This window comes from Psychrobacter arcticus 273-4 (genome assembly GCF_000012305.1).
In the GTDB taxonomy this organism is placed as follows: Bacteria; Pseudomonadota; Gammaproteobacteria; order Pseudomonadales; family Moraxellaceae; genus Psychrobacter; species Psychrobacter arcticus.
Genome location: NC_007204.1, coordinates 252,088 through 272,553 on the forward strand (window position 1 = coordinate 252,088; position 20,466 = coordinate 272,553).

General features: G+C 43.5%; 16 protein-coding genes, 3 tRNA genes and 2 pseudogenes. 14 read left to right on the forward strand and 7 right to left on the reverse strand.

Features of this window, described 5'->3' with window-relative positions:
* The first annotated feature begins 17 nt into the window (after positions 1–17).
* The 3 genes from PSYC_RS01100 (at position 18) to PSYC_RS01110 (ending at position 2,295) form a co-directional block, all read left to right on the forward strand.
* Positions 18–539, forward strand: a complete 522-nt coding sequence (locus PSYC_RS01100; protein ID WP_011279524.1) for a c-type cytochrome — start codon at positions 18–20, stop codon at positions 537–539.
* A gap of 275 nt (positions 540–814) precedes the next feature.
* Complete coding sequence (gene tsaD / locus PSYC_RS01105) at positions 815–1,864, forward strand: tRNA (adenosine(37)-N6)-threonylcarbamoyltransferase complex transferase subunit TsaD (RefSeq protein ID WP_011279525.1); 1,050 nt, start codon at positions 815–817, stop codon at positions 1,862–1,864.
* Between the two features lie 59 nt (positions 1,865–1,923).
* Complete coding sequence (locus PSYC_RS01110) at positions 1,924–2,295, forward strand: CrcB family protein (RefSeq protein WP_011279526.1); 372 nt, start codon at positions 1,924–1,926, stop codon at positions 2,293–2,295.
* 30 nt (positions 2,296–2,325) lie between these two features.
* On the opposite strand, the gene PSYC_RS01115 is transcribed toward PSYC_RS01110, so the two are convergent.
* Positions 2,326–3,216, reverse strand: coding sequence for a LysR family transcriptional regulator (locus PSYC_RS01115; protein ID WP_011279527.1), 891 nt, complete (start codon positions 3,214–3,216; stop codon positions 2,326–2,328).
* Positions 3,217–3,236: 20 nt separating this feature from the next.
* A pseudogene (gene potC / locus PSYC_RS11480) lies at positions 3,237–3,344 on the reverse strand (spermidine/putrescine ABC transporter permease PotC); the annotation flags it as partial.
* A gap of 537 nt (positions 3,345–3,881) precedes the next feature.
* On the opposite strand from potC, the gene PSYC_RS01120 reads away from it, so the two are divergent.
* Both PSYC_RS01120 and gloA read left to right on the forward strand, forming a co-directional pair.
* Positions 3,882–4,520 carry a carbonic anhydrase gene (locus PSYC_RS01120; protein ID WP_011279528.1) on the forward strand — a complete coding sequence of 213 codons (639 nt, stop codon included), beginning with the start codon at positions 3,882–3,884 and terminating at the stop codon, positions 4,518–4,520.
* An 82-nt stretch (positions 4,521–4,602) separates the two neighbouring features.
* Positions 4,603–5,172, forward strand: coding sequence for a lactoylglutathione lyase (gloA, locus tag PSYC_RS01125; RefSeq protein WP_011279529.1), 570 nt, complete (start codon positions 4,603–4,605; stop codon positions 5,170–5,172).
* Between the two features lie 87 nt (positions 5,173–5,259).
* On the opposite strand, the gene hemF is transcribed toward gloA, so the two are convergent.
* Both hemF and ribA read right to left on the reverse strand, forming a co-directional pair.
* Complete coding sequence (hemF, locus tag PSYC_RS01130) at positions 5,260–6,270, reverse strand: oxygen-dependent coproporphyrinogen oxidase (protein ID WP_011279530.1); 1,011 nt, start codon at positions 6,268–6,270, stop codon at positions 5,260–5,262.
* An 18-nt stretch (positions 6,271–6,288) separates the two neighbouring features.
* On the reverse strand, positions 6,289–6,981 hold the full coding sequence (ribA, locus tag PSYC_RS01135; RefSeq protein ID WP_011279531.1) for a GTP cyclohydrolase II: 693 nt from the start codon (positions 6,979–6,981) through the stop codon (positions 6,289–6,291).
* A gap of 583 nt (positions 6,982–7,564) precedes the next feature.
* Here ribA and dxs point away from each other — a divergent pair.
* Positions 7,565–9,607 (forward strand): 1-deoxy-D-xylulose-5-phosphate synthase, encoded by a 2,043-nt coding sequence (gene dxs / locus PSYC_RS01140; protein ID WP_011279532.1) that lies wholly within the window; start codon positions 7,565–7,567, stop codon positions 9,605–9,607.
* A gap of 488 nt (positions 9,608–10,095) precedes the next feature.
* Complete coding sequence (locus tag PSYC_RS01145; RefSeq protein ID WP_011279533.1) at positions 10,096–10,923, forward strand: inositol monophosphatase family protein; 828 nt, start codon at positions 10,096–10,098, stop codon at positions 10,921–10,923.
* A 46-nt stretch (positions 10,924–10,969) separates the two neighbouring features.
* On the opposite strand, the gene PSYC_RS01150 is transcribed toward PSYC_RS01145, so the two are convergent.
* The 3 genes from PSYC_RS01150 to PSYC_RS01160 form a co-directional block, all read right to left on the reverse strand.
* A complete protein-coding gene (locus PSYC_RS01150; RefSeq protein ID WP_011279534.1) occupies positions 10,970–12,397 on the reverse strand; it encodes a WS/DGAT/MGAT family O-acyltransferase in 1,428 nt (475 codons plus the stop codon).
* Positions 12,398–12,443: 46 nt separating this feature from the next.
* Positions 12,444–13,268: a thiazole synthase gene (locus tag PSYC_RS01155; RefSeq protein WP_011279535.1), complete on the reverse strand. Its 825-nt coding sequence runs from the start codon at positions 13,266–13,268 to the stop codon at positions 12,444–12,446.
* A 197-nt stretch (positions 13,269–13,465) separates the two neighbouring features.
* On the reverse strand, positions 13,466–14,200 hold the full coding sequence (locus PSYC_RS01160) for a DUF4442 domain-containing protein (RefSeq protein ID WP_011279536.1): 735 nt from the start codon (positions 14,198–14,200) through the stop codon (positions 13,466–13,468).
* Between the two features lie 423 nt (positions 14,201–14,623).
* Between PSYC_RS01160 and PSYC_RS01165 the strand changes: the two genes are divergently transcribed.
* From PSYC_RS01165 to PSYC_RS11290, 7 genes and pseudogenes are all read left to right on the forward strand, one after another.
* Positions 14,624–16,081: an McrB family protein gene (locus PSYC_RS01165; protein ID WP_227500340.1), complete on the forward strand. Its 1,458-nt coding sequence runs from the start codon at positions 14,624–14,626 to the stop codon at positions 16,079–16,081.
* 72 nt (positions 16,082–16,153) lie between these two features.
* A complete protein-coding gene (locus tag PSYC_RS01170) occupies positions 16,154–17,641 on the forward strand; it encodes an McrC family protein (protein WP_049750929.1) in 1,488 nt (495 codons plus the stop codon).
* 236 nt (positions 17,642–17,877) lie between these two features.
* Positions 17,878–17,954: transfer RNA gene (locus tag PSYC_RS01175), tRNA-Pro, on the forward strand.
* A gap of 94 nt (positions 17,955–18,048) precedes the next feature.
* A tRNA-Arg gene (locus tag PSYC_RS01180) sits at positions 18,049–18,125 on the forward strand.
* Between the two features lie 39 nt (positions 18,126–18,164).
* Positions 18,165–18,240 (forward strand) — tRNA-His (locus PSYC_RS01185).
* Positions 18,241–18,850: 610 nt separating this feature from the next.
* Positions 18,851–19,939, forward strand: a complete 1,089-nt coding sequence (locus PSYC_RS01190; protein ID WP_011279539.1) for a hypothetical protein — start codon at positions 18,851–18,853, stop codon at positions 19,937–19,939.
* A 189-nt stretch (positions 19,940–20,128) separates the two neighbouring features.
* A pseudogene (locus PSYC_RS11290) lies at positions 20,129–20,284 on the forward strand (type II secretion system F family protein); the annotation flags it as partial.
* Between the last annotated feature and the right edge of the window lie 182 nt (positions 20,285–20,466).

Below are 20,466 nucleotides of genomic sequence, written 5' to 3' on the forward strand. Positions count from 1 at the left end.
AAGACGAGGGAATAACCATGACGGTTAAACAATCTGTAATAAAGAAAAAATCAGTTGTTAAGTTGGCGCTCTCTGGTCTAAGTCTTAGTGCGTTGTTGACACTTAGCGCATGTAGCGGTGGTGATAATACTGCCGCTGATGAGCCTGCAGCGATTAATGAAACTGAAGCTGCTACTGAAACGGTGGTTGTAGAGCCAGCAGCACCTACTGAAGCCGAGCTTACCGCTGAGGCAGAAGTACCGGCAGTAGAAGCTGAAGAAGTAAGTGCTGAAGCTGCTACTGATCCTGAAGTGTTGGCTGCTGACGCAGGTGCTACATTGTATGAAAAACAATGTAAAGTCTGTCATGAAAAAGGTCTGTTAGCAGCGCCAGTATTTGGTAATAAAGAAGCGTGGGCACCACGCATTGCCAAAGGTATCGATACGCTACATATGCACTCTGCTAAAGGCTTTAATAAAATGCCCGCGCAGGCGAGTGCCGAGGTCAGTGAAGCGCAAGTTCATGCTGCTGTTGATTATATGGTCGCTGCGGTTAGCTAAATGTTATTGAGTGAAATTTGTTAAACTGACCGCCATTGTAAGCTTACAGTGGCGGTTTTTTGCCATAACGACATAAAGCGTATCTTTAAGCGTTAAGCTATAGTCGGTGAAAAGTAATATTGATACAACACGTATTTCTGGTGCAAATTTTTCTTGCTTGCTGTGCCTACGCAGACAGAGGCTGCAAAAAATTTACACCAGAAATACTGTAGCGACTTTAAAGTATTTCAACTATAACTAAAAAATCATGCATAGTAAAAAATAAAGGCACATAGATGAAAGTATTGGGTTTAGAGACTTCTTGTGATGAGACCGGTCTGGCGATTTTCGATAGCGAACAGATAAATAGCGAGAATAAAGGTCTGCTTGGGCAAGTATTGTATTCACAAATAGAGCTGCACGCCCTTTACGGCGGCGTTGTGCCTGAGCTTGCCAGTCGCGATCATATTCGTAAGCTGGTGCCTCTGTTTAATGAGCTGTTGGCCCAATGTAATATCAGCAAAGATGAGATTGATGCTATCGCTTATACCAAGGGTCCGGGGCTTATCGGCGCGCTGATGACGGGTGCATTGTTTGGTCGTAGCTTGGCTTATGGTCTAGATATTCCAGCGATTGGCATTCATCATATGGAAGGGCATTTATTGGCACCGCTGATGGGTCTCAATCCACCAGCGTTTCCATTTGTGTCGCTATTAGTGTCCGGTGGACATACGCTACTCATTGCCGCCCACGGTATCGGACAATATGAAATCCTCGGCGAGTCCATCGATGATGCGGCGGGCGAATGTTTTGATAAAGCCGCAAAGATGTTGGGCTTGCCCTATCCGGGCGGTCCTAATATTGCTAAATTGGCGGAAAACGGCAATCCGAATGCTTATAGTCTGCCCAGACCGATGTTACATCGCGGTTTGGATTTTTCTTTTAGCGGTATGAAAACGGCTGTGCACAATCTTATCAAGGACACTGACGGTTCAGGAAATGGTTCTGATAGCGACCCGCAAGTCCGCGCTGATATTGCTGCCAGTTTTCAGCATGCTGTCGTTGATACCTTGGTGAAAAAATGCGTCAAAGCGCTTAAGCAAGTGGATATGAGCCGATTGGTAATAGCAGGCGGTGTCAGTGCCAATAGCCATTTGCGTGAAACTCTCGAGCGTGAGCTGGCTAAAATCAATGCCACTGTTCATTATGCGCCGCCTGCTTTATGTACTGATAATGGTGCAATGATTGCTTATGCCGGTTATGAGCGTTTGCAAGCAGGGCAGTCCGATGATTTAGCGGTGAGCTGTGTGCCACGTTGGCCAATGACAGAACTGCCTGCGGTTTAAGTATTATTTTATGAATGAGAGAGCATCTCTATTAACCTCTACCTGATTAAGGATGATTTATGCAGTGGCTAGCTATTGGATTAGGGGCTGCATTTGGCGCATGCTTGCGAGGCTGGCTGGCACGTTTCAATCCACTGCACCATTGGATACCTCTTGGTACGCTTGGCGCCAATGTATTAGGTGGATTATTGATAGGGTTGGCACTGGTGTGGTTTGAGCGTATGGGCAGCGGCTTGTCTCCCAATATCAGGCTATTTGTGATTACTGGATTTTTAGGTGGCTTGACCACTTTTAGCACCTTTAGCGCTGAAGTATTTACCTTTATCCATCATGGGCGGCTACTGGCAGCTTTAGGGTTGGTAGGTTTGCATGTGGGGATGACATTACTAGCAACTGCGCTTGGGTTTTATTGCTTTAAGTTGGTTTTATAATCATAAAAATGAAGCAATAAAAAATCATAATTACACAGGCTTTACGATACCTTCTAATAAACTGGCAAACCCTTGCATATAAGCGGTATCTTGACTAGAGCTACGCGTTGCTGCATAGAGCTGACAGTAGACACCATCCCCTAATGGTCGCGAGACCACCCAGCCTTTTTTCTCATATTCTGCGACCACCCAATCAGGTAGTGCTGCCACGCCGCGCTCGCTTGCTACTAGCTGTATGAGCATAGCCGTCAGCTCAGTGGTACGGATAGCCTTAAAGCTGACCTGCTCTGGGGTCATAAAATTGGCAATAATATCGAGGCGCTTGGCTTCTACTGGATAAGCAATCAAGGTTTCCTCAATCAAATCATTTGGGTGTATAAAATGCTGCTCTGCCAAATCGTGAGTGGGGGATAGTACCAAACGACTCTCATACTCAAATAAGGGTTGATAGCTGATGCCTTCTATCGGCAAATTACTAGTCGTAATCAGCAGGTCGATATCCCCTTCCATCAATAAATGATGCGGCTCAGGCTCAAAACCTGTGGCAAAATCCAGCTCCACATCTGACCACTCACGGCGATAATAATTGAGAATCGGCATCAACCAATCAAAGCAGCTATGACATTCCGACGCCAAACGCAGCCTGCCTGCTTGTCCATGAGCGAGGCGCTTTAAGTTGGCTTTGGTACGAGCAACTTGCGGCATAATACTGTCAGCGAGCGCCAGTACGGTTTTGCCAGCTGGCGTAAAGGTCAATGGACGCGTACGACGATTGACCAAACTGATATCGTAATAATTCTCTAACTCTTTTAACTGATGCGAGACAGCAGAAGCAGTGACATGCAGCTCATCGGCAGCAGCAGCTAATGAGCCATGTGCCCGTAGCGCAGTTAGGGTATTAAGATGACGAAGCTCTAACATAAAATAATCTAACCACCGAAGTCAAAAAGAAATAAGGTAAAGGCAAGCAGCCAACCTGCCATCACTGCCGGAAAAATAACAGGAATCAGCACGGTACGTATCATCGTTGATTCATTAGCACCCAAGTTTATGTGTACGGATTTGACGGCAGGGGTCAGTTCAAAACCTGCAAGCAGTCGTAGTAGAGTGATTTTACCATGCTTGACATCAAGGTTGATGTCTTTTAGAACCTCGGTATGGTCATAGGTTTTTTTAGAAATGCTGTATACGTTAAATACGATGATTTGGTATGTTAAAGCGATGAGTTTAAACGGGGGCTGGTCGCAGGCTATTATAACAAACCTTTAATATAAATCAGTGCGAGTTCGTTATTGCTTGATTCTGCACCAAGTGCTTTTAGGGATGATTTTTTTATGTTGATTAAGTGTCTTATGCTTGGGATGATTACCAATTAATGCAGGGTGAATTGAATTTTTTTATCATGTTTTTGTCTTTATTCCTATACAATTGGTTTATGTACAATGAATGCAGTTTGATTGGCAGAGGTAAAGTTTTTGTCAAACCCTGCCTAAAAAGCTAAGCACTAGCGGAAATATAGGCTCTATGGACAGGATGGCTGTAGAGCGACCTACCATGTTAACTATTTAAATGATCAAGGACTTATTATGCCTCACGATACACGCCTCCAAACAGGTCTAGAAGCATTGGCGCTTCTTAAACAAGGTAACGTGCGCTACGTAGATAGCTTGACCAGCACCGATCCTTGCATGCAAAGACGTCCAGAACTTGTCAGCGACCAAGACCCGGTAGCGATTATTTTGGGTTGTTCAGATGCACGGGTACCGGTTGAGATTGTCTTTGATCAAGGCTTGGGTGATTTGTTTGTCATACGCGTGGCAGGTAATGTGGTTGCTCCCTCGCAAATTGGCTCGGTTGAGTTTGCTGCCGAAAAGTTTGGCACCAAATTGGTCGTGGTACTTGGTCATTCGCATTGCGGTGCGGTCACCGCTTGTGTTGAAGCACTAATCAATCCTGAGAAAAACTACTCGCCCAATTTGCAATCTATTGTTGACCGTATCCGTCCAAGTGTCTACAACCTACATGAACTTGCAACCGCCAACGGTCAGGATGTGGATGCAGACGAGTTGGTTGATCGCTCTATACGTGCCAATGTGCATATGTCAGTTAGCCAATTAAAACATGGCTCGCGTGCGTTAGAGGACTTAACCAGTAGTGGTCAGCTATTGATCGTTGGTGCCGAGTACGACTTAGAAACAGGAAAGGTACGATTTTTGGATGCTTAATAGTGTCCTGTAGAGACTGAGCGTTATAAGTATGACTGTTTAATCTATTAGCGATTAAAAATATTTAAATATAGGAATAACTATGAATAATAATGATACTTTTAATAACGACCATTCAATACAAGAGCAACCTGAAAGCAGCGTAAAGGCTGATGGCGTACAGCCTATCTCAGCGCAGACGACAGGTTATACCTTTAACCATACGATGCTGCGTGTCAAAGATCCTGTGAGGTCTTTAGAGTTTTATACTGGCGTCTTAGGTATGACATTGCTGGCAGTCAAAAAATTCCCAGCCATGGGTTTTGATTTGTATTTTTTAGCCAAGCTTACTGAGAGCGAGCGTGAAAATTTGCCGTCGGGTAACGATTTAGAGATTTTTGCCTTCCGTCAGCGTGGTATTTTGGAATTGACTCATAACTATGGTACTGAGACAAAAGCGGACTTTAGCTATCATGATGGCAATCAAGAACCACAAGGCTTTGGTCACATTTGTTTTAACGTACCTGACCTCAATGCAGCGGTGGCTTGGTTTGATGAAAATCATGTCGAATTCAAAAAACGTCCAGATGAAGGCAGCATGAAAAACATTGTTTTTATCAAAGATGTCGATGGTTATTGGATTGAAATCGTACAAGCGGATTTGATGGCTTAATCTAGGAAATAAAAAAGGTCGGCTTGTGAACTGACCCCCATAAGTTGGACACAACTTATGGGGTATTTTTATGCGTTACAATTTAGACTATAAAATCAACCAATCGCGTGGTTTTAGATAAAAATCAGTCAATTCAAACTCAGGTGTACCCTCAATTGGCTCAAAGCGATAATGCCAGCTAGCAAGCGGAGGCATACTGACTAAGATGGATTCAATACGTCCATTGCTTTGTAGTCCAAATAGGGTGCCGCGGTCATAAACGAGGTTGTATTCAACATAGCGGCCACGGCGATAGAGCTGAAATTCACGCTGCGCTTCGGTATAGGGCGCATTTTTACGCTGCTCAAAAATTGGCAGGATACCCTCAAGGTAGCCGTTACCAACCGCTTGCATAAATTTAAAGCAGGTTTCAAAATCCCAACCGCGGCTCTCAGTATTGACGTCGTCATAAAACAAGCCGCCGATACCACGCTGCTCATCGCGGTGACGTAGGTGGAAATACTCATCGCACCACTGCTTAAAATCAGGATAGACAGTATCGCCAAAAGGCGCACAAAGATCATGACAAACCTGATGCCAATGGATGCAGTCAGCAAGCACAGGATAAAATGGGGTTAAATCAAAACCGCCACCAAACCACCAAATAGGGTCTTTGCCTTCTGCTTCGGCAATAAATAACCGCACATTGGCATGGCTAGTGGGGACGTTAGGGTTTTTTGGATGGACAACCAATGAGACACCCATCGCCTGTGCTTTACGACCGGCAATATCAGGATGACGGGCGGTTGCTGAAGCAGGCAGGTTTTGGACGTGAATATGGCTAAACATGACGCCGGCTTTTTCAATCACCTCGCCATCTGCCAATACGCACGAGCGACCCCCGCCGCCTTCAGGGCGCTCCCAATCATCAGGAAAAAAGGTAGCGGCTTTATGCGCATCAGCGCAGCCATCGCGCTCTTGTGCTTCTAACGCTTGGCAGATACGTGCTTGCAAATCGACTAGAAATTCACGCACACGCATGATGTCATGATGACTTGGTATCGTTGTTGCATCGGTCGATGACACTTTGATATCGTTGTCTATATTTGGGATGCTCATAAAATATCTGATTATTTGCTATTTATTAAGGTGTAAGGTGGTATTAAAATCTGTGTCTAATAAATGACCCATACGATCGCGCTTGGTCGCTAGATATTCAGCATTCATATCGTTCACCCCAACGACCAATGGCACACGCTCAATGACATCGATACCATGCTCGGTTAAGTAAGCGACTTTACTGGGATTGTTGGTGATAAGGCGTACCGCATCAACGCCGATATGAGCAAGCATCGGTCCGCACATATCATAAATACGCGCATCAGCAGGTAGTCCTAACATAAGGTTGGCATCTAGAGTGTCGTGACCTTGATCTTGTAAGGCGTAAGCGCGGATTTTATTGGTCAGACCGATGCCGCGACCTTCTTGGCGCAGATATAGAATAGCCCCGCAGCCGGTTTCTTGTATTGCGTGCATAGCCGTATTTAGCTGTGGTCCGCAATCACATTTTAAGGAGCTAAAAGCGTCACCGGTCAAGCACTCAGAATGAATCCGTATTAAAGGAATAGGGCGTTCTGATAAAGCATTGTCTTCTTGATTTAAGATGGTATCAGGCGAGGGCAGGCTGTCGGTAGTATCCGTTTGATCAACCACAGGCAGACCAACAGTCAGCATCACATGCTCTTGACCTTCATCATTTTCAAAGATATGAATATCAAACTCGCCGTGACGAGTAGGCAATTTGGCGCTAGTAATAAATTGATATGACATTAATGCCCTGCATAAGCTGATCATCGTAGCGCTAACCGTCTGACATAGCTTGATAATAATAGCTAAGTTATTGTAGGGTAGCGGGTGCGCAAAATAATAGTATGCTAATTATACTTATTATAAAAACCCACAAATTATAAAAACACACAAAGTTCACAGACGGCGCACGATGATTAAAGCGACAATTAAAAATAAATGCTATTATGCCATACTATTTTGACGGATACAGTGACAAGTCTTTGCCCTTACATTACTATGTCGTCATTAACGTCCGATATAGATGCAAAATAATAGGGCATAATAAGGCATAATAGCTATTAGCCTGACCTTTGAGCCAGCTATTAGAGCAGTCCTTAGGATTATGGTTAAACGTTGCTGTTTTATATCAAATAGCGTATTTTGGATAACTTGCAGCGATAAAAGCTGTATCACTAATTGTATAGTCGATGCCATTAATTGCATTAGCAATGATATGAATGATGGCCTCACTATTATTAACGCCACTTAGACTATTGCTATTGCTATTGCTAGACATCGTCTAAGGTAGCAGCTTGTCAGCAGATTGGTAGGTATCGTACGTTTTATGCAGCAGTCACCTCATTCCCTACAGTCTCAGTCATTATTTGCGTCAGCTGTTGATTCTGCTGTACCGCTATCAAACCTGCAACAAACGTATGCAGTGATCCCACGTGAGCGTCCCTATACGCCACTGCTCGATAGAGTGGATAGCCCTGCTGATCTCAAAGCTTTTAGCACTGCTGATCTTATTGCTTTAGCCGATGAGCTAAGGCTGTTTGTATTGTATTCAGCGGGTCAAAGTGGTGGTCATTTTGGTGCCAATTTAGGCGTAATTGAATTGACCATTGCGCTACATTATTTATTGGATGCTCCGCAAGATCAGATAGTTTGGGATGTGGGCCATCAAGCTTATGCGCACAAAGTACTGACGGGTCGCCGTGATCGGTTAGGAACTATCCGCTCTAAAGCTGGCTTAACCGCTTTTCCAGAACGCGCAGAATCTGTCTATGATACCTTTGGGGTTGGTCATTCATCGACATCCATCTCAGCAGGTTTAGGCATGAGCTTAGCGCTACGCTATCAAGGGCGTGCGCAGACCGTTGCTTGTATTATCGGCGATGGTGCGATGACAGGTGGCATGGCTTTTGAAGCGATGAATGATGCGGTGCAACAAGACGCTGATTTGATGGTGATTTTAAATGACAATGACATGTCGATTTCCTGCTCGATCGGTGGATTCTCGCGGCATTTAGCGATGCTTTGGGAGTCAGGGTATCAGGTTGATATCTCTGATGCAGGCGAGCCGATATTATGTCGACGCCCTGATATGCAAGCCTTTGATCGACGTAAGCGCCATAAAAAGCAACGTGATGTACCGCAATTAGAAGACAATCTATTTAAGGCGATTGGCTTTACCTATTTCGGTCCTTTCGATGGTCATAATATTCCTGAGCTGCTGCGCGTTTTGTCGCTTGCAAAGCAAGTCAAGGGTCCGGTTTTAGTCCATATTTATACCACTAAAGGTAAAGGCTTTGCGCCTGCTGAATTAGACCCAGTAGGTTATCATGCTATTGGCAGTTTACCTGCTGAAGATGACGCGCCCAAAATTGAAAAAGCAGCGGCTAAGCCTTCCTTAAAGTACTCACAAGTGTTTGGGCAGTTTTTATGTGATAAAGCAGTACAGGACAATAAGTTGCTCGCTATTACCCCAGCCATGGAAGAAGGCTCAGGAATGATTGAGTTTGCTCGTCAGTTTCCAGAGCGTTTCTTTGATGTAGCGATTGCTGAGCAACACGCTGTGACGTTGGCTGGCGGCATGGCAACACAAGGCGTAAAGCCGATTGTGGCGATTTATTCGACGTTCTTACAGCGCGGGTATGATCAGCTTATTCATGATGTTGCTTTACAAAATCTTGATGTGATGTTTGCGATTGATCGCGCCGGCCTAGTTGGTGAAGATGGTGCTACGCATGCGGGCGTATTCGATTTTGCCTTTTTACGCTGCGTGCCCAATATGATGATTGCGGCACCAAAAGATGAAAACGAATGTTATCATTTGCTCAATACTTGTTATGAATACCAAGGTTGTACAGCAGTGCGCTATCCGCGCGGTGTCGGCACTGGCGCGACTATTACGCAGCCGGCGCAAACTTATAACATTGGTAAAGCGGTCATAGAGTCGGTACTGGGTGAAAAAGATGCGCCAAAAAAATTGGCATTACTGGCATTCGGTACGATGGTTGCAACGGCTCAGCAAGCGGCAGAAATGATTGCAAAATCTCCTTTATTAGCATCAAGCTGTCAGCTGCATGTGGTCAATATGCGTTGGGTTAAGCCTTTAGATACCACACTTTTAGAGCAGCTGCTTTTACAAGGTGTCACTCATATAGCGACTTTAGAAGAGCATACGATCATGGGCGGCGCAGGCAGTGCGGTCAATGAATACCTGTTAAATGATTCTGCTGCCTTTAAAAACCATCGCCCGGCTATCTGTAATATAGGTATCCCTGATCGCTTTGTAGCGCATGGCTCTCAATCAGAACAGTGGGCAGATTGTGGTTTAGACGTAGAAGGTGTGGTCAATCAGCTCCAACAATTATTATCTTAACTGATGTGGTTCAAAGTTTTAAGGAAAGTGAAAGAGCTGTATGCTAAATTATAAAAATAATAAATAACCATAGTCCATAAAAAATTGATAAAATAGCGTCGTAAAAAATAAAGCGTGAATTTTTGCGCCAAAACATCGCCTGCTTGCCGTAGGTGTGAATTATTTGACAACTTGGGCGGTGCGACTGATAGCAACCATATATGATGGTTTGCTATGTGGCTGTGATTTTAAGCTATGATGGTTTTAGTTTTAAGCTTGAATAACTCTAAGTAATGACAGTTTCCAATAATAGCAGCATGTTTTGAGTGTAGATGTTTTCAGCCAACGTTATAAGCAAAGTTTTATAATCAGGCTTTATTTTTCTTTGATTTTATCAGTAGTATTTATATCATAAGTACTTCTTACTTTATATTTATTCTTTATCAATGAGTATCTATCAATTGGTGCTTATCAAGTAATATTCATTCATCAAACAAGCAGGTTATTTTATGGAACCCATGGTCGTCATCGCAGCGCGTGCTGCTGAAAAAGTCGGTAAAGAGATTTTATACGCGCATCAAAACCGTCACAAAATTGAGCTAGATATCGAGTCAAAAGGATTAGATGGTCTGGTCACCCGTATTGATCGCTTTAGTGAAGAGCTGACGATTGAGACGCTAAAATCTAGCTACCCAACGCACTCGTATTTGGGTGAAGAGTTTGGTATGCAGGAAGGTCGCGGGGAAGATGCTGACTGGTGCTGGATTATTGATCCATTAGATGGCACCAAAAACTTCGTTCATGGCGTACCACAGTTTTGTGTGTCTATCGCCGTACAACATAAAGGCGTTACTCAACATGGTGTCATCTATGACCCTGTCCGTGATGAGATGTTCTCTGCCAGCCGCGGTAAAGGCGCCCGTTTAAATCAACGCCGTATCAGTGTTAGTGAGCGTAAAACCATTGATGGTGGTTTATTTACTACTGGTCATCCTCTTGAGCGTAAGCGCAATGGTGAAATCATCTCTTATGCCAAAGAGCATTATGAAAGCTTACAAAAAATCACTGAAGCGGGCGGTCAAATTCGCCGTTTAGGCTCAGCAGCGCTTGATTTATGTTATGTGGCAGCCGGTCGTTTTGATGGTTATTTTGAGATGTCAATCAAGCCTTGGGACATCGCTGCAGGCGAGCTTATCGTCACCGAAGCACGCGGTGTGGTCGTTGATCATACAGGTGCACACAACTCGATGACATCAGGCTCTATCTTTGCCTGTAATATAAAATTACTAAAGCCTTTGATGCAAGTAGTTGTACCAGCATGGGGCGACGCTCTTTAACCGCACCATTTAGATAGCTAGGTATTACAAATAAAAGCTGGTTCCGTTACGGAGCCAGCTTTTTTAGTTTTTTCTCGCTTTTGTCTTTAACTGTGATGCCATTGAATTCAAGCTCTTTACTAACGCTCTCAAGCAGCTGCAACTCTTCTTCTATAAGCATCAGCATATCTTGCACATGAGGTAAGGCTTTGCTGCACGCAGTAATACCAAATTCCATCTTATCCAAATAGCTTGCCAGCGTGATATTCATTGCTTGCCCGTTAAAGACAATCGATGCAGGGTACAAGGATTCTAAGCGCGCGCCATTCCAGTATAACGGCTTTTCAGAGCCTGGAACATTTGAGATGATCAGGTTAAAGGCTTGTTTTTTAGGGAATAGATCGGTCGCCAAGTTGATTCCTTCCCACGCATAAGAGACGATGCTGTAGTTAATGACTTGCGCTTGGTTCATGCGTCTAAAACGGCGTTTGCTATTGTTCATACTGCGATGAATCAGTTTGATCCTACTCAATGGATCATCCAGATGGGTGCCCAAATTGGCAAGAACAAATGACAGCTGATTGCCTGCTATGCTATCGTCAGTACGTAAAGACATGGGGACAAAAGCAATAAGCGGTTTGCTCGGTAGCGCATCCATAGAAATCAAGTAACGCCGGATTGCGCCAGAACAAACCGCAAGCACCACATCGTTTTTGCTAATATTGATGCGCTCAGCAATATCGTTAAAGCGCTTGATATCATAAGATTGTGCTGCTATACGCCTCGATGCTGAAATGCGTCTGTTTAAGATACTCCTCGGCGCATCAAAGGTGCTGACATAACTGTCGTCATTGTAATTTTTAAAATTATTCAGCAATTCTGTAAATACGGGTTTAATCGTAGATACTTGCTCTTTGAGGATGCGTAAAGCGGAGCGCTCTTTGGGAAAAATCGCATCGATCTGATTGCGATGATGTGCCATTAATGACCAAATAGGTAAAGTAACAGGCTCATTGGGCGATTGTGACAAGGATTTTTTGACCAAACGCATGGCAGCGATACCGTCAACCAGCGAGTGATGAATTTTAAAATACAGAGCAAAGCGCTCTGGGCTACCTTCAGTTTCTGGCTGAATGCCTTCAATCACATGGCATTCCCATAGCGGCATGGCACGGTCTAATAGACGACCATGCTCCCTTGAAACATACATCAAAAGTTCGCGCACCCGGGCAGGCTTGGGTAGTGCGACATGATGCAAGTGATGCTCGACATCAAAATTTTTGTCTTCTTTCCAAAACATCATATGCTCAAGCACTTGGTTGAAAGGAAAGGTTGGCGGTACATCAGAGTCTTGCATCTGTTTTACAAGCTGATGAACAAAACTGATATCGGCATTTTCTGGTAATTCAAATAAAAATAGACCTCCAACATGCATGGGATGTTTACGCGACTCAAGAAGTAAAAATAACTGGTCGACTGCCGTAAGAAGCCGCATAATAAATCCTTTTATAATGAAAAATACAATCAACTAATACTTAATGCTACTGAAAAAAGTATCCCGTCTGTGGTGAGCTGGCAGTTGCCATTTTGCGCATCGGCATACGACCCGCTAAGAAAGCCTGACGTCCTGCCCAGACCGCATGCTTCATTGCTTGAGCCATCATCACAGGGTTTTTAGCATTGGCAATCGCTGAGTTCATCAGTACACCATCACAGCCAAGCTCCATGGCAATCGCGGCATCAGAAGCGGTACCGACACCGGCATCAACCAATACGGGCACCTTAGTATTTTCAATAATCAAGCTTAGCGTATGGCGATTGATCAGACCAAGACCAGAGCCAATCAGGCTACCAAGTGGCATAATTGCCACACAGCCCATGCTCTCAAGCTCTTGAGCAACGATAGGGTCGTCTGACGTATATACCATGACCTCAAAACCGTCATCAATCAACACTTTTGCCGCTTTGAGTGTTTCCATCACATTAGGGTATAAGGTTTTTTCGTCCCCTAATACTTCAAGCTTAACCAGATTATGCCCACCTAATAGCTCACGAGCAAGCTTGCAAGTACGAATCGCCGTTTCTGCATCAAAACAGCCCGCTGTATTGGGCAAAATAGTGTATTTATCCGGTGAAATGACATCAAGCAAATTAGGCTCATTACTATTTTGACCAATATTGGTACGACGAATAGCGACCGTCACTATCTCTGCTGCTGACGCGCCGATTGCAGCGCCCGTTTCAGTCATATCTTTATACTTACCCGTACCGACCAATAATCGAGAAGAAAAAGTACGACTGCCTACAGTAAAGGTATCCTGCAAAAGGGGTGTCGGTTGAGTAGCAGTGCTAGTGTTCTCTGACATAACTGAAAATCCTAATGGCGAGTAAAACAAAATGTTATTATAACAAAATCATGCAATCTTACTTGTAGTCTTTTTCGGTTTAGCCAGTTAAGAATAATACATTTGCCCTGTTTTTATACTTAGATTAACACACCAAATGCAACGCTAATTAACATTGATAGCGCCCTGCTTTACGTATTCTTCATGCATTATTTGTCTTAAACAGCCCCATCATTATCAGCTGATGGATTGTCTTGCTCGGTTTCTACTGCTTCTGCTTTGTTATGAGACTCAGTATCAACCTCTGCCGATTTTTCATTAGCTTTACCTTGACGACGCGCTTCTAATTCAGACTTGGGTATCCACGCCCATGTCATCTCGACTACGATTGGGTCGCGATCACTGTCCGACTCACGGTCATGAATGACGCACGGAATGACCATCTCACCTTTTGGGGTATTTAAAATATCTAAACGCTGCTCATCAGATAAGCTTGCGATAGCAGCCATTTGTCCTTTTTTAATCGGACGATAAAAATTCAGCGAATAAGACTTAATCAATAGTACACGATCAGACGGTAAATTTAAGCCTAAAATAAAGCCCGTTGCCGTTTCAGCAAGCAAGGTAATGGCAACCGCATGGACGGAGCCGATATGGTTTTGCACGGATTTGGTGTTATTTAAACTGACCACCACTTGGTTTGGCTCGACCGTTTCATAATAGATGCCCGTTGTGCCCACATAAGGCACCACTTTACCAAACGCTTTCGATAAAATGCTCGAGCGTGCACCAGCAGGTAGGTATTTGGTGATGGATAACAGTTTGGTGAATTGATTGCTGATCGGTTTTAGCGTGCTATTAGATTTTTTGACCGCAGGTTTTGTGTTCTCAGAGACTTTGGCTGGCAGTTTATTGGTCAGTTTGATAGGGAGTTTTTTTAATAATCCTGACATACAATATTCCTCAATTAAGTGAGATTTACAATGCTAGTGATACTATAGTCGGTGAAAAGTAATATCGATACAACACGTACTACTGGTGCAAATTTTTCTTGCTTGCTGTGCCTACGCAGACAGAGGCTGCAAAAAATTTACACCAGTAGTACTGTAGCGACTTTAAAGTATTTCAACTATAGGGTTAAAAGGCTCATGTCATCAATGAGTCACCGAATAGGCTTTATCCTAGCAGCTATTTTAGTTATGTTACATTAACTGCTCAGTCGCTACTGTTATTACCATGTACTGCTACGCTTACAAAAGAACAGTGACGTAACGGCCTCTTAGGCGTTAGTGATCGAAGCAGTGATACAATGTAGAGTGAGCAACTATAATGATAAAATGTTAGCACTTTTTTATAATTTTTCGCTGGATAATGCTATGCCTGATGTGTCTAATGATAAGCCGACCAATATTATTTATACGGGCGTCGCGGGTACGGGTAAAACCTACCGATTACTCCAAATCTCTAAAGAATATACGGATTATCTGACCAGAGCCAATGATGAGGATTTGCTCAAGCAGTTATTGCAAGATTTGAGCTGGCGTGACGTTGTCTGTTTAGTATTTTTAGATTTTCAATCGCAAAAACAAGACTTAGTAAAAGTACCTGAAATCGTCAATCATGAGTTTTTTGTCGCCAAAGCGGCGCAAAACGCACGTGAGAAGAATTTAAGTAATACGGCATGGACTGTGCTGCAAATGCACAGTCCAACCAGCTCACAAACCGTTACGTATAAAAATAGAGCCAGCCAAGCTTACTTTGATAAAGATCATAGCGGTGCTTGGTATTTATTGCCTGACAGCATGATGTTATTAAGCGCATTGTCAGAGCAATTGTCAGAATTTCAGCAGGCGCAGTATGACAATAATGCCAGCCAACATGCGCCCTCTCAGCAGCAGCGCTTTAGTATGGTCAGCTTTCATCAAGCGTATGGTTATGAAGAGTTTGTCGAAGGCATTCGCCCAATGATGGCAGCCTCTAATCAGTCGAATAACAGCCTGTCTCAAATGAGCTACGGCATTATAGACGGCGCATTTTTAAAATTGTGCCAGCGCGCTGCTAATGATCCTCAGCAGCGTTATGCCATGCTGATTGATGAGATCAATCGTGCCAACGTCTCACGCGTTTTTGGTGAATTACTCAGCCTTATTGAACCTGATAAACGAGTGGGTACAGCCAATGCGATGACGGTGAATTTGGCATACTCTGGGCGAACATTTGGTGTGCCTGCCAATGTTGATATTTATGCGACCATGAATACCCAAGATCATTCTTTAGCACCACTAGACATGGCACTGCGTCGACGTTTTCGATTTATTAACTGCCCGTCGCAGCCTGAGCTGCTGCCGATTATAAGTCTTAGCAAAGCGTCAAAAATACCAAACGCAGCGGAGTCCATCGATTTAGCCAAAGTATTGACGGGTTTAAATCTTCGTATTAGCCAAACACTAGGGATTGAGGCGCAATTGGGTCATGCGTTTTTGTTCTCTGTGCATAGTCTTGAGCAGTTACAAATAGTATTGGTTGAACAAATCATTCCGCAATTAGCCCAAGCAGCAGGTGGGCAAGTTGCCACCTTGCAATATATCTTTAAAGATGAACAGCAGCCGATGCAGGCGCAATTTATTCATGATAGCCAAACGTTAATGAATAATGATATATCCAATCGAATAGCTAGCCAGAATACTATAGCCGCTCAACACTCAATGTTTGCAGGACAGCAATCCTATTTTGCTCAGTCTATGCATACAGGTAGTTATGCAATTAATACTGACCTTATTGCCAAGACTGGCGAGTTTGCCAATACCGCCGTCTATCAGCGCTTATATCCATGAGGATGTTAATCAGTGATGAATAACAATGGACGCAATCAGAGCGCTGCAAAACATAAGATAAAAAGCGCTCATATGAGTATGCCTGACAGCAATCTTACCGCTCATATCATGACAGTGTTCGAGCATCAGCGCTTAATAATGCATGATTTTTCATACATTTCTGATTTTCAGTGGTTGATAGCGCAAGAGCTGTCAGTTTTTAGCATTAAGCGTAAGCAAGGACAGTGGCAACTAAAGGTTGGACATTATATCGGCGTCATTGTCATGCCTAGCGGTATGATCCTTGAGATACTGCCAAAACTTATCGGAAACACTGCTAGTAGCCCTACTCAGCAGTCATGCCAGCCAAATAAGCCGCTAGCAGATACAGATATTTTTCAAACCCGTCACTGGGTACAAAATATGCTGTCAGACTTAATGAATAGTGATGATGACAAATCGCCTCATAGCAAAAATTTTGGGCAATTCAGCAGCCCGTTGATAGCGCTGCCAGTAGCCGCATTGCCTTTATCTGATTGGCTCATTACTCAGTTTTTGCAACGCTTAGCGCATCATCAGCCGATCACGCATTATCAAACCCAAATCCATAACCAAACAGCGTTACAAGGTCGCCTGCTGATAAAAGAACAGCTGCGCCACAATAGTATGCAGCCTCATAAATTCGTCTGTGAGCGCAGTGTGCTGAGTAAAGGCATGCTGGCTAATCGAATCATTAAAAGTGCATTAAAGCTGCTTGCCCCTCTGCTATCCCAATCAAACCTTCTTCTATATTTGCAGCCGTGGCAGCAAGTCTCTGTTCTACATCAGTATGAAATACGCCAGCTAGCGTCAATATATTTTCAAGCGAAGCATGAGCTTGCGATTCAGCCACTGCAAGCGCAGCAATTACAAGCCGCCCAGCAGCTAGTAGATTTTGCTTATTGGCTGCTATGCCAGTCACATGCTGAGACTGGTCACAGTATCGATTCACAAAACCCATTTCATAAAAAATTAACGCCGCAGCGCTTATGCCTATTGATTGATATGAATCAAGCGTTTGAACAATGGGCGAGTCAGCGTATCGCGCTATTTTTCCAGCAGTTAAGCGACGACTATAAACCACTGTTTCAAACGCAGCGTGTCTGGCTCAATGATGCAGAAGGGCAGGCGTGTTTGTCTATTCGTCCTGATTTACTGATTTATAAGCAGATACATTCAAGTGCTGAAAATACCGCCATGTATGATAATTATGTCTCACAAGCAAAGGATGCGCGAGAAAAGCATTCACGTCACTATAGCCATGTGATCGATATTAAATGGAAGCATTTAGCGCATGCCAGCGCTATTAGTGCCAGCGACGCCTATCAATTGAGCAGCTATGCGCAGGCTTATCAAGCAGAGCAAGTCTGGCTGGTATATCCGGTACAAGACGATCAGAGACAAGCGGTTGTATTGAAGCAAGACACTCAGGACACATATAATAGTGAAAACGCATCCTATGCTCAGTTATGGCTGATACCCTTTAATGTGCTGACAGCTACGATAAACACTGACTTGCTTCCGACACAAGATGTAGTATAATGAGCGCATAGGTCCTTAAGCACTATGTTGAGTAACGCTAGTTGTCGACGCTCAGTTTATAAGAAATAAGCCTTTTTTAAATAATTTAGCAGTTATTTCAAATTAATTAAAAATAGGTGTTGACACCATCGGCGTTTCCCATTAATATGTGCACCTCGATAGCAAGGAACGTTAGCCAGTTAGCGGCATTGCCAACAACCAGTTAATCAACAAACTATCGTGATAATAGAAAATTTCGGAGTGTGGCGCAGTTTGGTAGCGCATCTGGTTTGGGACCAGAGGGTCGTAGGTTCGAATCCTATCACTCCGACCATCTATTTTAAAGAGCCTTACAGGCTTTTTTTTATGTATAATGGTTTGGTTTCTTGTATATCAAGCTAACCAAAATATGTAAAAGTCCTCTAAGAGCGCCTGTAGCTCAGCTGGATAGAGCATCTCCCTTCTAAGGAGGTGGCCGCAGGTTCGAATCCTGCCAGGCGCACCATTTAGCCTGCAAATATTGCCTAATCAGGCCATAGTTATGGCGGTTGTAGCTCAGTTGGTAGAGCCCCGGGTTGTGATCTCGGTTGTCGTGGGTTCGAGTCCCATCAGTCGCCCCATATTTTAGTTTTATTCCTGCTATTTATATTCTATATTTCTATTAAATTTTATTTAAAACCAGCCGTTGCCATTTTTGGCATTTTTTTGTGCCTGTCAGTTTTATATTCTCTTGTCTGTCCCACATTATAGTCGGTGAAAAGTAATATCGATACAACACAACACGTACTACTGGTGCAAATTTTTCTTGCTTGCTGTGCCTACGCAGACAGAGGCTGCAAAAAATTTACACCAGTAGTACTGTAGCGACTTTAAAGTATTTCAACTATATCGTTTAAATGGTACGGGCAATTGATCTTATTCGCTGACCAGACAAGATACGATTGTGTTTTATTTGGGTATGTCACGATTGAGTTTTGCGCAGCGTTTCAAAGATGTGGTTGGTATGCCGCCGTTGACCTATTTGATAACAATCATTTTTCATCATTAGTATTTCGATCTTGCGCAGCTGACAATGAGCGTAGGTTCAGGTACTATGGAATGACAATGAAGTAATAAGTCGCCTAGGTGCGACAGTGTCTTAGCGGCCTATATTTCATGCTTATATATTACGGTCTATCTGTAATATAGCATGACTTAGGTGATGTTTATTTTTGCAGCTGATGGTGTTTTATGACTGAACCGACCGCAAAACCAAGCGTAAAATCAAGTAATCTACAAGATTCTTCTACGTCTGCTAATAAGAAAGACAAGGCTTATAGCAGAGTCAAAGCTAACCGTAATCAGCACGACTCAAATCTTCAGCAGGAAAATAGCGCACAAGCAGGTGTGGTTACTCTGCTTGATAAAGCGGCATTATTGGCATTATTTGTTTTACCAAATGCTGAGGGCAGCTTGACGGAGACTAACTCTGCTAATATAAACACTGCCAATCATACTCTGATAAACCAAAGCTCAACGACCTCTGCCAGTGACAGTAGTGTTGCTACTCAGCGTGTGGCGCTTTATCGAGCACAGCACCAGCGCACGCAGCAATTATATTTGGCGTCTGCTGCTATCCGTCCGACTTACCTTGTACAAACCCTCAAAACACAGTTTGCCGAATACCAGCAATATTTGCTTGCACAGCAGCTTGATAAACGCGGTTTGATGGATACGGATGCCATTGAGCGCTTATGGCAGCAGCTGCATGTGGTCGATGATATCATCGAAGATATTGTACGCCATATGCCAGCTCAGCAGCCAGCAGGTTGGCAGCTGACGACGCAGGATGGACACAATCCACTATGCTTTGCCACCGTTGGCAAGCTCAAGCATCATAAACCTATTTTTGATCAAGGCAGTCTTAACAGCTACGTGCTTGGGCATTTTGGTGTCAGTAGCTTTACTTACGATCGTGGCTATTATATTGGACATGTGGTTGGCTATTTGTTCAGCTGTTATTTTTGCGCCCATTTATCCATCAGCTATGGCGTGACAGCGCTTGGTCAGGATGTGGTAAGCGATTATGATTATGCCAGCCTTGAAACCCCGCACATGGTCAGGTTGCTACAAGGTTTAGATGGTTATTGTAAAAAACGCATATATCAGTTGGCGGTAATTTGTGCACGTCTCAGTGTTTTTGCTAGTGATAAGCGCATCGAGCGCATGCTGATAGCTGAAGTCAATGATTTCGATAAAAAGCTACAACAACAGCATTTAGATGTTTTATTATTGCAAGGTTTGATGCCTGATATTAATGATTCTACGCCGCTTTTTTAAGTCGTTTATTCTTTAAATAAGCGATAGTCGGTGAAAAGTAATATCGATACAACACGTACTGCTGGTGCAAATTTTGCTTGCTTGCTTGCTGTGCCTACGCAGACAGAGGCTGCAAAAAATTTACACCAGCAATACGGTAGCGACTTTAAAGTATTTCAACGATAGCTTTTCAAATAAAGTGGTGAAAACTCAGGCGAGCTTGAAAATATGCTTAGCAGTGCTGCCAATATGCAAGAGGCAGAAGCCACCAATTTTATCAGTAGCTGGTTGTCGTTGCTTGAGCTTTTAATGCTGGTACTGATGGGCGTGGTAGTAATGATTATGATTATGATTATGGTGATTTAGACTTTACATTTCGATACGTTTCTTAAGTTTTGCTTACTGTTGTATATTGTTGACCGACCAGCGCTTTTACTTTCATCAAATCTAGTGCGGCGTTATAGTAAGCAACAGTCAAATGCTATTTTTGAAAGGTTAGCAATCATACATTATGGATAACACATTGACCCAAATCACAATCTGCCGTC

Excerpts from the sequence above, each read along its gene's own strand:
- PSYC_RS01100 (WP_011279524.1), top strand. The coding sequence starts at position 18 with ATGACGGTTAAACAATCTGTAATAAAGAAAAAATCAGTTGTTAAGTTG.
- tsaD (WP_011279525.1), top strand. The coding sequence starts at position 815 with ATGAAAGTATTGGGTTTAGAGACTTCTTGTGATGAGACCGGTCTGGCG.
- PSYC_RS01110 (WP_011279526.1), top strand. The coding sequence starts at position 1,924 with ATGCAGTGGCTAGCTATTGGATTAGGGGCTGCATTTGGCGCATGCTTG.
- PSYC_RS01115 (WP_011279527.1), bottom strand. The coding sequence starts at position 3,216 with ATGTTAGAGCTTCGTCATCTTAATACCCTAACTGCGCTACGGGCACAT.
- PSYC_RS01120 (WP_011279528.1), top strand. The coding sequence starts at position 3,882 with ATGCCTCACGATACACGCCTCCAAACAGGTCTAGAAGCATTGGCGCTT.
- gloA (WP_011279529.1), top strand. The coding sequence starts at position 4,603 with ATGAATAATAATGATACTTTTAATAACGACCATTCAATACAAGAGCAA.
- hemF (WP_011279530.1), bottom strand. The coding sequence starts at position 6,270 with ATGAGCATCCCAAATATAGACAACGATATCAAAGTGTCATCGACCGAT.
- ribA (WP_011279531.1), bottom strand. The coding sequence starts at position 6,981 with ATGTCATATCAATTTATTACTAGCGCCAAATTGCCTACTCGTCACGGC.
- dxs (WP_011279532.1), top strand. The coding sequence starts at position 7,565 with ATGCAGCAGTCACCTCATTCCCTACAGTCTCAGTCATTATTTGCGTCA.
- PSYC_RS01145 (WP_011279533.1), top strand. The coding sequence starts at position 10,096 with ATGGAACCCATGGTCGTCATCGCAGCGCGTGCTGCTGAAAAAGTCGGT.
- PSYC_RS01150 (WP_011279534.1), bottom strand. The coding sequence starts at position 12,397 with ATGCGGCTTCTTACGGCAGTCGACCAGTTATTTTTACTTCTTGAGTCG.
- PSYC_RS01155 (WP_011279535.1), bottom strand. The coding sequence starts at position 13,268 with ATGTCAGAGAACACTAGCACTGCTACTCAACCGACACCCCTTTTGCAG.
- PSYC_RS01160 (WP_011279536.1), bottom strand. The coding sequence starts at position 14,200 with ATGTCAGGATTATTAAAAAAACTCCCTATCAAACTGACCAATAAACTG.
- PSYC_RS01165 (WP_227500340.1), top strand. The coding sequence starts at position 14,624 with ATGCCTGATGTGTCTAATGATAAGCCGACCAATATTATTTATACGGGC.
- PSYC_RS01170 (WP_049750929.1), top strand. The coding sequence starts at position 16,154 with ATGAGTATGCCTGACAGCAATCTTACCGCTCATATCATGACAGTGTTC.
- PSYC_RS01190 (WP_011279539.1), top strand. The coding sequence starts at position 18,851 with ATGACTGAACCGACCGCAAAACCAAGCGTAAAATCAAGTAATCTACAA.